The sequence below is a fragment of the Pedobacter xixiisoli genome (assembly GCF_900215335.1).
Lineage (GTDB): Bacteria > Bacteroidota > Bacteroidia > Sphingobacteriales > Sphingobacteriaceae > Pedobacter > Pedobacter xixiisoli.
Genome location: NZ_OCMT01000002.1, coordinates 240,481 through 253,535, shown reverse-complemented (window position 1 = coordinate 253,535; position 13,055 = coordinate 240,481). Strand labels below are relative to the sequence as shown.

Annotated in this window: 14 protein-coding genes; 1 reads left to right on the top strand and 13 read right to left on the bottom strand. The window is 36.0% G+C overall.

Annotated elements, in window-relative coordinates; genetic code table 11:
- Positions 1-135: 135 nt before the first annotated feature.
- From CRO54_RS07235 to CRO54_RS07175, 13 genes are all read right to left on the bottom strand, one after another.
- Positions 136-858, bottom strand: coding sequence for a LytR/AlgR family response regulator transcription factor (locus CRO54_RS07235; protein ID WP_097130437.1), 723 nt, complete (start codon positions 856-858; stop codon positions 136-138).
- Between the two features lie 80 nt (positions 859-938).
- Positions 939-1,583 carry a hypothetical protein gene (locus CRO54_RS07230; protein ID WP_097130435.1) on the bottom strand — a complete coding sequence of 215 codons (645 nt, stop codon included), beginning with the start codon at positions 1,581-1,583 and terminating at the stop codon, positions 939-941.
- Positions 1,584-1,623: 40 nt separating this feature from the next.
- Positions 1,624-2,676 carry a cellulase family glycosylhydrolase gene (locus CRO54_RS07225; RefSeq protein ID WP_097130433.1) on the bottom strand — a complete coding sequence of 351 codons (1,053 nt, stop codon included), beginning with the start codon at positions 2,674-2,676 and terminating at the stop codon, positions 1,624-1,626.
- A 4-nt stretch (positions 2,677-2,680) separates the two neighbouring features.
- Positions 2,681-3,751: an RCC1 domain-containing protein gene (locus CRO54_RS07220; protein WP_097130430.1), complete on the bottom strand. Its 1,071-nt coding sequence runs from the start codon at positions 3,749-3,751 to the stop codon at positions 2,681-2,683.
- 282 nt (positions 3,752-4,033) lie between these two features.
- A complete protein-coding gene (locus CRO54_RS07215) occupies positions 4,034-4,603 on the bottom strand; it encodes a hypothetical protein (RefSeq protein WP_097130428.1) in 570 nt (189 codons plus the stop codon).
- A 33-nt stretch (positions 4,604-4,636) separates the two neighbouring features.
- Positions 4,637-5,296 (bottom strand): hypothetical protein, encoded by a 660-nt coding sequence (locus CRO54_RS07210; RefSeq protein WP_097130426.1) that lies wholly within the window; start codon positions 5,294-5,296, stop codon positions 4,637-4,639.
- A 34-nt stretch (positions 5,297-5,330) separates the two neighbouring features.
- A complete protein-coding gene (locus CRO54_RS07205; RefSeq protein WP_097130424.1) occupies positions 5,331-5,933 on the bottom strand; it encodes a hypothetical protein in 603 nt (200 codons plus the stop codon).
- Between the two features lie 27 nt (positions 5,934-5,960).
- The gene (locus CRO54_RS07200; RefSeq protein ID WP_097130421.1) at positions 5,961-6,608 is read right to left on the bottom strand and encodes a hypothetical protein; all 648 of its coding nucleotides are present in this window, start codon (positions 6,606-6,608) and stop codon (positions 5,961-5,963) included.
- 18 nt (positions 6,609-6,626) lie between these two features.
- Positions 6,627-7,262: a hypothetical protein gene (locus CRO54_RS07195; RefSeq protein ID WP_138765779.1), complete on the bottom strand. Its 636-nt coding sequence runs from the start codon at positions 7,260-7,262 to the stop codon at positions 6,627-6,629.
- A gap of 38 nt (positions 7,263-7,300) precedes the next feature.
- Entirely contained in the window at positions 7,301-7,963 is a 663-nt protein-coding gene (locus CRO54_RS07190) for a hypothetical protein (protein WP_097130416.1), read from the bottom strand.
- Between the two features lie 29 nt (positions 7,964-7,992).
- Positions 7,993-8,739, bottom strand: a complete 747-nt coding sequence (locus tag CRO54_RS07185; protein WP_097130413.1) for a hypothetical protein — start codon at positions 8,737-8,739, stop codon at positions 7,993-7,995.
- Between the two features lie 204 nt (positions 8,740-8,943).
- Complete coding sequence (locus CRO54_RS07180) at positions 8,944-9,603, bottom strand: hypothetical protein (RefSeq protein ID WP_138765778.1); 660 nt, start codon at positions 9,601-9,603, stop codon at positions 8,944-8,946.
- 7 nt (positions 9,604-9,610) lie between these two features.
- Entirely contained in the window at positions 9,611-10,627 is a 1,017-nt protein-coding gene (locus CRO54_RS07175; RefSeq protein ID WP_138765777.1) for a hypothetical protein, read from the bottom strand.
- Positions 10,628-10,988: 361 nt separating this feature from the next.
- Between CRO54_RS07175 and CRO54_RS07170 the strand changes: the two genes are divergently transcribed.
- Positions 10,989-13,043 carry a tetratricopeptide repeat-containing sensor histidine kinase gene (locus tag CRO54_RS07170; protein WP_097130406.1) on the top strand — a complete coding sequence of 685 codons (2,055 nt, stop codon included), beginning with the start codon at positions 10,989-10,991 and terminating at the stop codon, positions 13,041-13,043.
- The last annotated feature ends 12 nt before the right edge of the window (positions 13,044-13,055 follow it).

The window sequence follows — 13,055 nt, the reverse complement described above, 5'->3', positions numbered from 1 at the left end:
AGATAAATATAAAGCCCTTTCAGTTTACTGGAAGGGCTTTATTATTTAGGATAAAAGGCGTTACATATGGCTTGGATGTTTCAATCGCAAGTTTCGAAATGCATGTTAAAATTCTAAACCGTAGAAATTATTCGTTTAAAATAAGCGCTGTAGTAGGAGGTCTTTCTTTTGTGGTGAGACTTCGATTTCTGCGCCATCAGATAATTCCAATGTACCTCCATCGCCTTTGCGGTATTTTATTACGTAATCTAAATTGATAATTACGGACCTGTTAATTCGCATAAAGTGCTCATCATCTAATAAGTTCTCGTATTCTTTTAAAGTTTTAGATACTACAATTTTCTTGTTATCTGTTAATAAAAATACGCTATAGTTACTCATTGCTTCCACTCGTAAGATGTTCGATTTTTCTACCAAATAAACGCCTTCTGCAGTAGGTAGAGCTAATCTGTTGGTTTGTTTCTTCTCCAGCTTCACCGATTTGTACATTAGTTTTTCGGCAACTCGTTTTCTTAACCTAGTAATTGCGGTTTGCAAATCATCTTGATCAACAGGCTTTAGTAGGTAATCTACAGCACTAATTCGCAAAGCATCTAGGGTGTAGCTATCATAGGCAGTGGTAAAAATAACTTCAAAATTAAATGTGCCTAAGCGTTCTAAAAATTGAAAGCCATTCATTGCTGGCATTTCTACGTCTAGAAATAAAACATCTATATCAAGTTTTATAATTGTATCTAGCGCCTTTGCTGGTTCGTTAAAAATGCTTACTACCTGCAATTCATCTTCAAAAATATCAAGTTTATGGGCAAGCAATTTGCTTCCCCTTACTTCATCGTCTAAAATTGCTGCTTTTAACATGGTATTTACTTTACTTAAATTTCGTGTATTTATTTATAAAATCATATTATAAATATTTATGTACTAAGCATTTTCATAATTTAGAAAGTGTATTTGATTCCAATACCACCGTTTTCTGCTGAAAAACCAATATTTTTACTTATAACGTAGCCAGGAACCCAGTCTGCGCTAATGGCCAATGGTAGAGATTTTATTTTATATTCTAACCCGATTACTCCAGATGCGCCGAAAGTGGTTACTCCCGCAATATCGTTATCTTTCCAGCTAAAATGATTGACATAACCACCGCCACCTATGTACCAACGTAAGCCATCTACATCTTTGATGTTATTATGATATTGGTACAATGCAGTAAATGCGATATTGCTACCTAATCCGCCAGCGCCGTTGTACCTCACAATACCTTCTAATGCATGCTTATCCTTGAGAAAAACTTTACCAGTAGCAGAAACACCATAGATAAATTTTAAACCTAATGCTGCTTTATAGCTAGCCAGGCCACCAGTGTTTGATTTACTTTGTTGGGTAACTTTGCTACGTGACTTTACGGCAGTTTTCTCACTTGATTCTACAGGTTTACTTGTTGTTTTACTAGTGGTAACAGTTTTGATTGGTGTCGTTTTTTTTGTAGTAGTTGTTTTACCTGTTGACTTTTTAGTTTGTGCTTGGGCAAATGTGGCAGTAATGCTTAACGCACTTAAACATATAATAAATAAAATTTTCATAATTGATTGCTTTAAGATTTTAGTGATATATAATGTAGTGCTATAAACAAGCTTTTTTGGACGTGTTTTTAATGGAGTTTACATCATCAACGGCGATAACCTTGCCTCCATTTTGAAGACCGGTAAACAAACCATTTGGTGTCATGCTTAATTGATTATTGGCACCTGGGTTATTATTAAAACCCCACCACCAAGCCAAATATCCAAATTCGTTATCTTGGCACAATTTCATAATTAGGCGGTAATTAATGTTGTAAGCCAAGCCATTCTGAATATCAGCAATTGCTATTTCGCCGAAAACGATAGGTAAACTACTTTGCTTAAGCGCAGCAAAATCGGCTGTTATTTTGACATCAGAATAGTTGCCATAAGCACCATTTGTTGGCCAGTAAGCATGTACGCTAAATATTAGATTATGTAAAGGGTCGGCATCTATCAACTCTTTGCCTTTAAACAAAAAAACGGCATGGTCTTTTCCATAATTTGAAGCATCAATCATGAGTGGGCAGGTATAGCCTGCATCTCTTAAACTTTTGATGGCAGCTAAATTAGCATTGCTATAAGTTGCGTCAGATGCGCTACCGTTATCTGGCTCATTTGCGATATTTATGATAATTGATTTCTGGTATTTTATCAATGTGGATTTGATATCTGATTTTGTCCACCATTGGGTAGCTTTAGGTAGATCGTTAGTTACATTTGCCGAACCGGTATAATCATGTAATTCTAGTATGGGGATCATTCCTTTACTTATACATGCATTGATTGCAGTTTCTATTTTTGCGCCGGTAATTGCGGTCATGGCACCACCGTTACTCCAATCTTGATATTGTTGTGTAAGTACTATTCTTACAGAATTGGCGCCTGTTTTTTCGATTTCTTCTATTTCCTTTAGACCGAAATTTACAGCATAAACATTGCCCATATTTACGCCTCTCAATACGATTTTGTTACCACATTTATCGGCAACATATTTACTGTCTACCACATGCAAACCTTGCGTTACATCATCTGGTGCTTGACGGTTCTTTTTGCAACCGATACAAAATGCGATAGCAAAAATTAATACTAAACTTATTTTAAATGTTTTCATGATCTTATAATTCAATTTTTATAAAATTTGATCTATCTAACCTTGCACCATCACCCACTTCACCAGTACCATTTTTTCCTGTTGCCCAGACAGTGTTGTCTGTTTTTAGTATTACGGAATGCCTTGTGCCGGCAGCAATTTCCTTAACGTTTGTGGTAATTTGTTTAGGTCTATTTATTTTTATTGTAGTACCATCGCCCAATTGCCCGTTGATATTATGTCCGGTAACCCAAAGTGTAGCATCTGTTTTTAGAATTAGTGTATGGCTATCTATTATGCTTACATCTTTTACATCAGTCATAACTTGTTGAGGTGTTTTTATATTGGTGTAGGTTCCTATTCCTAGTTGACCATCAGCGTTGTTTCCGGTAGCCCAAAGACTGTTGTTGTTTTTTAAAATCATTGTACATCCAATGCCGGTAGATACCTTTTTAACGTCAGACATGATTAATTTGGGAGCACTCGTTCCAATCTCGGTTCCATCTCCAAATGCACCTGAAGAATTATTTCCAACTGCCCAAAGGGTAAAATCAGTTTTTATGAACATAGAATAGCTGGCGCCCGCACTTATCGCTAGTACATCGTTAGCGATTTGCCTAAATGTGCTAGTGTTAATACCAATGCCGCCACCACCATTGCCGCCAGAAAACCAGAGTGTTGCATCAGTTTTTAAAATGAGTATATGATAACCCCAGGTGCTAACTGCTTTTACGTTGTCCATAATTTGTTTAGGTAAAGGGGTACCTTTTATTGTTCCATCTCCAAATTGCCCAAATTCATTACTGCCAACTGCCCATAAGGTATGGTCTGTTTTCAAAACCAAATCATGTGATACGCCTAATGCCACAGCTTTTACATTGTTCATGATAAACTTTGGCTTACTTTCAAATGCTAATACGCCATTGTCGAACCTATTTACGCCAGCTAACCAAAAACTTCCATCGGTTTTTAAAAAAGCACTATTACCAAACCCTGCAAAAATGTTGACGACTTCAACTGCTTTTACTTTGTCTTTTTTACAGGATGAAAAGCTTAACAGCAATAAAAGCACAGGTATTATTTTAAAATTTCTCATAGCTTAAAATTTGAAATGTTTAAATTGTTAACCAAAAGAACAACTCTTTCTAGAAGCATTTTTTGATAATGAGTGAATGGGTGATTCTGATGAGCGAATAAGGTTATGGCTTAGCGAAGCGCTTAAAGAATGTGAAATTATAGCAGCTTAATAGCTAGGTTTATGGTGATGTTTAGAGTAAAATAAACCCGACAGACAGCGGTATGCCATTTTTCATGGCATTTAGCAAAGGGCGGGACTATCGGAACCAAAGCACTACGGGTATTGCTTTTCAAAAAAAAATTAGTTTTTAGTTCTAATTTTCCTCTTAATCTCCTTTGGTGGAATGGGTTGTGGATTAAGAATTACCTTGTCTTTGGGGTGAACTTTTATGGGACCTAACTTTTGAGCTGGAATTTTATTGGTTTGTATCTGATTGAGATGGATATTGGCATACCACATTGCCGATTTTTGACCAGTGTGTATTTGATAAATCGAGAGCATATAAGTGGTTCTTTGGTGGTCTACTCTAGCATTTGGTGTAGAATGAGGCAAAGGTTCAATGCTTAACCCTGTAATTTCCCAGGCGCCCGTTTTACTGTTGGGTATTACATGTTTCCTTATGGTATTGATTTGCTTACTATCATCTCCTTCCAAATAATAGTTCATTTGAAAATCGGCGATAATAACTGAGGTTGGATACCATACGCTCTTGGGTATTTGTGTAAATGGAACACCCTTAATGTTAAAGGGAAAATTAACGTTTATTGTGCTTGCGCTGAGGTAACCTGATACTTGCGGAGGTGTTAAGTTTTGTGCAAAGCCGATGTGGCTTAAGCTCATTAAAATGAGGTATAGAATGTATTTTTTCATGACTTGAGTTTTTTAAAATTTAATTAATTGATTTTATTTACTGAAGGTTCCATTTACACTAGTATTGCTGTTGCCATACTGCCTATAACCTTCTAACTTCCCGTCAGATAACACCCAAAAGCTATCTACCCGATTGGTTACATCGTAACTATAAGCCGCTATATTTTTAAATAATTGATAGGTTTTGTTCGGCGGCGGCAAATTAATGGAAGCTTCGCTATAATGGGTATCTGTAAACTTCACACTTGCTACTGTGGTCAAAAAACTACCCTCAGATTTCCAGCCACCATTATAGGTGTTTCCATTTAGCGGATTTTCGTTGGGAATTTTAATTAACTGGTATGAAGTAGTTATCCCGCTAAGTTTCTTCGATGCGATGAGATTATTTTCAATCTTAAGTTCCGAATTAACCCTTCCATCGTAAAGTAATTTTAAAACGCCATCTGCATAGCTATAACCAAAACCACTATCAGGAATTTGCCCACCTTCGTTAAAAACAATTGATTTACTTTGAGCTTCGAAACTTGTTACACTAACATTTACTACCCAGTTGTTATTATTTGTTTGCCTTGTTACAAGTACATATTGTCTGATGTCAAACGGTTCATTTATTTCCTTTGGAGCAATGCTATCTTTTTTGCATGCTGTAAAGCTTACTACGAATAGTAATAATAGTACATTTAATGTTTTCATATTTTTAATATTTAGTTATGAAAAGACGTATGCCTTACTGTCTCATAAAAGTACCCCAAGCATAACCCTGATTATAATGGGCACCTTCGAGCTTATTATCGATAATAACTAGAAGAGTATGATAAGCCCCATTCTGCTTTTTAACCGCTAGATTATTAATTAAGGTATAATTAACAACAGATGATTGATTATTCGTTGTTTCGGTAACTTGGCTTGCTGTGAATTTGAACTCAGTAGTATATGCCAAATTTTGCCATATACCTTTAAACGTTTTGCCTTCTAATTGATTGGTAGCAGGTATTTTCACTAAATCATAAGTGTTTATAATTGCTGGTCCAGCATAAGACTTAATGGCTCCATTTTCAATAGTGAATGAACCTATCACTTCGCCATTACTAAAATTAAATTTAAAAACCCCATCTATAAAAGTGTATTTGCCTGTACTAAAGCCATAAGCCGTTAAGGTTGCTTTATCATCAGCATCAATTGTTATGATATACGGGTTGCCAGAAGAAAATTTACCGACAATACTGTATTTGGTAATATCAAAAATTTCGGGCTTAGGGTCTTTCTTTTTACAGCTCGCAAATCCTATAATTACCAATATTATGGCGAGCATTTTAAATATGTTTTTCATGATTGTTAATTTTAAAGTTGTGGTGAGTTATTGTTTGTTAAAATCGCCAATAGCAATATTCCCACTTTCATACTTTCTTGAGCCTTCAAGTTTTCCATTTATCAATATCCAAAGGGTATTTACGTTATTGATACGGCTATATGCACCAATGTTTTTCAGCGATTTATATTCATTGTTTGGAACTGGTAAATTGAGTGAAGCTTCTGCATAATGGGTGTCGGTAAATTTCAATTTGGAAACTGATACAATCAAGCTTCCTTCATTTCGCCAGCCTCCATTATAAGTGTTACCATCTAATACATTGCTCTTCGATATTTTAACTAATTGACAGCTATATGGCTGAAATTTTACTGAATGGGAAACGATTTTTTGATTTTCAATTTTGAATTCTCTTTCCACTGTTCCTCCTAAATAGATTTTTAAAACTCCGTCTTCAAAAGTATATTTTGGTCCTTCTAAGTATCCCAATAAGGTATACCATATGGCTTTACCTTGTAATTCAAATGTGGTAATCAAATGGTCGTTGTCGTCAACACCTAAACCTTTTTCTACCAATACGTAATCAGTGATTGCAAAAGGTTCTTGCGCCGGCTCAGGTGTATCCACTTTATCTTTTTTGCATGCTGTAAAACTTCCAAGTATGAACAGTATCCTAATTATTTTTAGTGTTTTCATGGTTGTATTATTTAAGTTTTATTGCAATGTTAATACACCGTAGTAATGAGCATAATTTGTTGTGCCCATACCGCTTATTTGCGAATAGTAGAGTTTTCCGTCGCCGATGGTCATGAGGTGTAAACGACCTTCGTTACCAGTTCTGGCAGTGGCTACGCCATTGTTTTGCAAAGTATAATCTGCACCAGTGCCAGTTTGCCCAAAACCATCAATACTTACAGTAAATTTTTTGTCGGTGGTGTATTTTATTAAGCACGATTTTCCGTTGGCCAGCCCGTTGGTAGCCACTGTGCCTTTAAATGTTTTACCCGCAAAGGCATCGGCATCGGGTATTTTTTGTAAATGATAAGATCTGTAGTTTGCATTGTTACAGCTGGTGACTACGTCGTTGGCTATGGTAAAAGTTAAGCTGCCTATTTTAATTACGCCATCGGTGTAGGTGTAATTTGGGTTATCAGAATTGTAGCCCCCTTGCGAAGTAGTGTAGGTTTTGGCATTGGCAAAGAAACAGTACACATAACTGGTTGGTGATGAACCACCACCGATAGATGCTTCTTCTCCGGTAATATAATATTTTGTGGGGTCAAAACTGTCTTCCAGTTGAGTGCTTCTATCTTTTTTACATGCCGTAAAGCTTCCAAGAATTAACAGCATTATAACTATTTTTAGGTTTTTCATGATTGCTTCTCATTTTATTGTAATGTTAGCACCCCGTAGTAATGGGTGTTTTGAGTTGATTGTGAATAGTAAAGCTTACCATCGGCTAAAGTCATGAGATGTAGCCTGCCTTCGTTACCTGTGTTTGCCGTAGCTACACCATTGTTCTGTAAAGTGTAGTCTGCGCCATTACCAGTTTGTCCAAAACCATCGATACTTACCGTAAATTTGCCCGCAGTAGTAAATTTGATTAAACACGATTTGCCATTAGCAAGTCCATTTGTAGCTACTGTACCCTTAAAGTTTTTGCCTGCAAAAGCATCAGCATCAGGTATTTTTTGTAAATGATAAGTAATAAGCGCTGGGGCGTCGCTGCTGGTAATGACGCCGTTCGCAATTTTAAGTGTGTAAGATTGATTATTTTCGTGGGTAATGCGTAAATTACCATCTGTATATGTATAACTACCAGAATTAGAAGAGCCCACAGAGGAACTTGTAACTTTCATTAGTGTTCCGAAAGTGTACACATATCCATTACGTGTACCATAGGTTTCGTATTCTCCGGTAATATAATATTTTGTAAAATCTATCTTATCGTCGTCTTTTTCTACAGCCTTATCTTTCTTACAAGATGCCAACACAAACAATGCAGAAAATATGAGGAGCGTTTTAGCGAATAGGTTACTTAAGTTTTTCATCATCTTTTTATTTAATAAGTAAATCTGTCTTATTGCAGCCAGGCCACCATTTTAGTGTACATTTTATCGGTCCAATTGCCGCCACAATGACTATTGCAATTGTTATCGGTTACACCTTCGCTTTTAGCTTTAATCGGAGAATTGGCTGGGATTTGATCGTAAAGTGCTTTGCCGTTAAAGTTGTTTTCGAAATTGCCACTGCAATTAATGGCAAAAATTGGAATTTTGAAGTTTTGTGCGTTCCAAGTTCCAGTTGCACCACAAGCACCCAACAAACCTTTGGTGTAGCTCAACGTAGTGTTTAAAGAAATATCGGTAAACAGCATAAACGAGGTGTAAGAAAACCCAGCAACTACCGATCTATTTTTATCGATACCGTATTTGCCCGAAATGCCCACAATGGCTTTGTTAAAATCTTCGCCCATTAATTTAGCACGACTGTTCCAATCGGCACCAGCAGCTGGCTTTTGATATTTGACAATAGCAGCTGCATAACCATTAGCGGCTGCTTTTTCGCATAATGCAGTTTCCGATGCTCCATTAATAGCTCCTTCTGACGGATTATTTTCGTCGTTGCCACTGCCCACAACTAAGATTCCTTTAAAACTGGTTGTGCTTACATCTGTAAATATTTTATAGGTAATACCATTTACGGTTTCGATCACCTGTTTAATATTCCCTTTAACCACCTCTTTTTCTTCAGCAGGAGTTTTATCTTTTTTACACGATATGGCAATCAAGAAGATACAGAATGATATAGAAAGTAATTTTTTCATTGTTCTAAGATTTGAGATTATCTAATAGTTAACTACTCAAACTTAGCTAGCTCAAACCTTACATTTTTTGATAATGATTGGATTATACTTTTAACTGAGCGAAGTGTAACTATCTGTGAGTGAATTTGATTTTACGTTAATTTTAAAGCATAAAATGGGTTAAACGTATCCACGCTTAACCCAACTATCAACTAACAGGAAACGTTAATTCTTATTCCATAGAATTTGTATGGTTCGCTTATTGTAAAAATCGCTAGATGTAAAGCCTTCGCTAGCTTTTGCTCCAGCAATGCCACCTACGGTAAAAGTTGCTGCGAGGTTACAATTTTCATCGTAGTATTTAAAAGTGTTAGAACAATCTTTGCAGTTCACTTTTTCCTTTGCTATAGCGTGTTCAAAATGATACAAGGTTTTATCTTTTATACGTACTTGCAAAACCCGTGTTACACCAACCCGATTTAAAGAATCTACATTGTCAACCGCCTTTGCAATACAGCTAGGTGCAGGTTCAAACTTTTCTAAATACTTGATGTTAGGATAACCGCCAGTTTTACCAAGCTCAAAAGCAGTATAACCGTAACGTATGTACACACTAGATCCTCTGCCCATGATAAAACTTGCTATTTGGTTGCAATTGCTATCGTAAAATACGGTGCCGTTTGGGCAATCCATGCATTGTCTCTTACTCACGATAGCAAATTCGTAAACAATTCTATTGCCTTTCAAATTGATTGTTCGTACAAACTTGGTTGTAGTGAGCGTATTTGCCGTATTCAGATTTTTTATACAAGTTGGTATTTCTTGGGCCATGCTGATGTTGCCCAGCATCAAGAACAGGATTTTTAGCAAGATGAAGTTTTTCATAACACCTTTATTTAACTGCAACTGTATTCATACGGGTTACATTAACTTTAATTGGTCTTACAGATTTGCCGTTAGCGTCAATTAAACTTGCGGTAATCGTGTACGAATTCGCCCAGCAAGAGTAACCATCAATTTTTCTGATAAATTCGATTTCATCAGTAGCCCAAAGTCCACTTTCGCCAAAGCCAGCCATTCGTTTGCTTCTAATGGTGTAAGTTGCCCAATGTGCGTCGTTAACTGTGGTGGTGTTTTTATCCACACCTGGAAAAAATACAGGCCCAAAGTTTTGAATGGTAATGTTCGATTTACTTCTATAGCCGAAATAACGTACTTCTACTTTTACATTCGCCCCATCTGGCGCAATCCCAGCAATGGTGAAGCGATCACGAGCAACGTATTTGTTATTGGACGGAGCTGCAATTTTAAAAGGTAAATTATCGCTACCGCCTTTAACTATCCCTTCATCTTTTTCAGGCTGTCCCGACGATTTTTCTTCTTCGTTATGCTTTGCAGGAACCTTCATAGGAGCCATAATCATCGTTAATTTTGGAGATGCGAAGTATTCGATCTGCTTGCTATCATATCTGTCAGTTCCCCAAGTTTGCGAGACAAAAGCAAATATTCTCCTATTGCTTGTTTTACTGTCAAACAATACTTCTATTACCGGGCTTTGCCATACACCTTTCTCATCTGCTTTAATACTAAAGTGTTGAGGTTTATGCTTCGGTGTACTTACTACTAGAACTGGTTTTCCAGATGAGCTAGTTGGTTCTCTATAAATAGGAGTTACATACAGGTTAATAAAAGTATTAGGTTCTGCTTTGCCAACCATCACAAATGGCCCATCTATCGTAGATCCCGCAACAGGAGAAGTCATTATTGGCTTAACCTTTCCTTCCATAGGATCTACTTTTTTCTTCCTGATTAATTTTGGGCCTACTTGGGCGTCAACGTTAAAGCCCATCATAATTAAAAGGCATAATGTTACCGTTGCTCTTATTAAGCTGTTGATGTTCGCTTTCATGATCATAATTTTTAATTGATTAGAATTGAATTTTTATCCTTTACCAAATTTATCAACCTAATTATTAGGGTTTTGATGTAATGATTGTAAGTGGTATTTCAATGAGCAAAGTGTGGCTGGAAATGAGTGAAGTTATACAGAAAGCTAATGCTATGAAATTCAATCTCTATTTAGCTAGTCGAAAACAAATCGAATTTCAGATATAAACTAGCGGTGCTTTTAGGTGCTCTAAAACCGTCTTGAGCGAATAGGCATTATAAATGAGTAAACAACCAGTATAGCTTAGTTAAATTTGCAGTTAATTTAATAATGTTAAGGTATTTTGACTGATGAAATCTAATTCATTTTTAGATACTTTGCTATGATACCGACATACCACTTTTTTGATAGGAAAATCATTACCTTATTGAGTATATTTATTTTGCTGATTAACATTTCAGTTAGTAATGCGCAAGACACTACTTCGTTAAAACAGCAATTAAAAGTTGCCAAAGCAGATACCGGTAAGGTAAAACTGTTTAATCAGCTTTGTAATTTGTTGGAGGATATAAATCCTGTTCAGGCACTAAGTTATGCTAGTCAAGCTCACGAGCTCGCTAAAAAAATAAAATATAATGACGGTATTGCTCGTGCACTAATCAATATCGCGGCTTTACAAATGTATTTAGGAGAGAATGACAAAGCATTAAAAAGCAACCAGTCCCTTTATCAACTGTGTAAAAAAAATGGGGATGAAGTTGGGATGGTTTCTAGTTTAAATAATATTGGTGCGGTTTATCAACGTACAAGTAAATATGTAGAAGCTGCAAAATATACTTTTAGAGCGTTGCATATAGCAGAAAAAGTTAAAGATAGCAGTCTTATTGCAGTTTGTCACAGCAACATAGCCACCATATTTACGCAACAACATGATTTTGAAAAGGCAATCATTTACGCAAAAAAAGCTGATTTCATTTTTAAAAAAATAAATGAGCCCTCAAACGAAGCAAAAAACCTAGAAACTTTGGGAAATTGCTATGCTTTTAATGGAAATACCGTAAGTGCTAAACCATATTATACCGCTGCATTAAATATATACGAAAAGTTAGGGAATGAAATGGGCAAAGCATTGATGTACACCCAAATGGTAGATTGCTTTGCGGATGAACCATTAAAACAAATCGAGTATCTTCAAAAAGCAAAGGCAATTTGGGACAAGATAGCTCCGCTTCATATCAATGCAATTGCTAATACAGGTAATTTTGGATATACGTTATTTCAGATTGTTCAAGATCCCGCCAAATTAGCATTAGTGCAGCGTAAACTAGGGCTAAACAAGGCGCAAATGCTTGCTGATGCAAACAAATATTTTAAAAAATGCATTGCAACTAGCAAGCAAGGCAACCAAACGGAATTGATATCTCTGTTTACCATAGAATATGCTAAATTCTGCGAATATATTGGGGATTACAAGGAAGCGCTTACTAACTTAAAATTACATTATAAGGCGCAAGATTCGCTTCATTCTCAAGAAAGCAAAAACAAAATAGCAAATCTGGAGGCTCAATTTGCTTTCCAGAAAAAGGAAGAAAAATACAAGCAAGCACAAGCGCTTTCAAAAATTAAAACCCAGCAAATTTACCTCTATGCAGGTTTAGTGGTGATATTGATGATTACCATATTTATTTACTTCTTAAATCGATATCGAATTGCTGAGTTGAGAATGAAAAATAAACTTCAGAAAAGAGAAGCAGAAGAGCAAGCAAAAGAACTGTTGCACCAAAGTAAATTATTTGAAAGCGAGTTAAAAGCAATTCGTTCACAAATGAATCCACATTTTATTTTCAATGTGCTAAACTCCATCGAATCCTATATCATGGATAATGATAAGCAAACCGCTTCTAGGTTGATACAAAAATTTGCTTCTTTAAGTAGGTTGATTTTAGAGAATTCTACCAGAAGTTTGGTTACTGCCGATAGGGAATGGAAAGCTTTGAAGTTGTACACCGAACTTGAAGCGATGCGCTATAACAATTCCTTCAGTTTCAATTTCGATGCTGATGAAGCTTTGCAACTAAAAACTTTGCTCTTACCACCAATGCTTATACAGCCATTAATTGAAAATGCAATTTTACATGGCATTATTGTTAATCCTAAACCAGGTGCTCATATAGAAGTTCAACTTAAAAAACATCACGAAGGTATTTGTATTACGGTAATGGATAATGGAAATGGAATTGCGAACGCAAAGAAAGCTACTGTAAAAGTAGGAATAAAAGAAAAATCTATGGGTTTAGCGTCTATAAGAGAAAGAATTAATATTATTAATGCTCAAAAGCGAGATTTTTTTGCAAGCTTTAAAATAAGTTCAAAAACGGAAGGTAGCGGAACAATTGCTGAAATTTTTCTTCCTCATTTTGAAAATGCCTTGGCTTAATGTTACACAAGA

Bases quoted from the DNA above. Each gene is read 5' to 3' on its own strand.
- CRO54_RS07235 (WP_097130437.1), bottom strand. From the start codon at position 858: ATGTTAAAAGCAGCAATTTTAGACGATGAAGTAAGGGGAAGCAAATTG.
- CRO54_RS07230 (WP_097130435.1), bottom strand. From the start codon at position 1,583: ATGAAAATTTTATTTATTATATGTTTAAGTGCGTTAAGCATTACTGCC.
- CRO54_RS07225 (WP_097130433.1), bottom strand. From the start codon at position 2,676: ATGAAAACATTTAAAATAAGTTTAGTATTAATTTTTGCTATCGCATTT.
- CRO54_RS07220 (WP_097130430.1), bottom strand. From the start codon at position 3,751: ATGAGAAATTTTAAAATAATACCTGTGCTTTTATTGCTGTTAAGCTTT.
- CRO54_RS07215 (WP_097130428.1), bottom strand. From the start codon at position 4,603: ATGAAAAAATACATTCTATACCTCATTTTAATGAGCTTAAGCCACATC.
- CRO54_RS07210 (WP_097130426.1), bottom strand. From the start codon at position 5,296: ATGAAAACATTAAATGTACTATTATTACTATTCGTAGTAAGCTTTACA.
- CRO54_RS07205 (WP_097130424.1), bottom strand. From the start codon at position 5,933: ATGAAAAACATATTTAAAATGCTCGCCATAATATTGGTAATTATAGGA.
- CRO54_RS07200 (WP_097130421.1), bottom strand. From the start codon at position 6,608: ATGAAAACACTAAAAATAATTAGGATACTGTTCATACTTGGAAGTTTT.
- CRO54_RS07195 (WP_138765779.1), bottom strand. From the start codon at position 7,262: ATGCTGTTAATTCTTGGAAGCTTTACGGCATGTAAAAAAGATAGAAGC.
- CRO54_RS07190 (WP_097130416.1), bottom strand. From the start codon at position 7,963: ATGAAAAACTTAAGTAACCTATTCGCTAAAACGCTCCTCATATTTTCT.
- CRO54_RS07185 (WP_097130413.1), bottom strand. From the start codon at position 8,739: ATGAAAAAATTACTTTCTATATCATTCTGTATCTTCTTGATTGCCATA.
- CRO54_RS07180 (WP_138765778.1), bottom strand. From the start codon at position 9,603: ATGAAAAACTTCATCTTGCTAAAAATCCTGTTCTTGATGCTGGGCAAC.
- CRO54_RS07175 (WP_138765777.1), bottom strand. From the start codon at position 10,627: ATGAAAGCGAACATCAACAGCTTAATAAGAGCAACGGTAACATTATGC.
- CRO54_RS07170 (WP_097130406.1), top strand. From the start codon at position 10,989: ATGATACCGACATACCACTTTTTTGATAGGAAAATCATTACCTTATTG.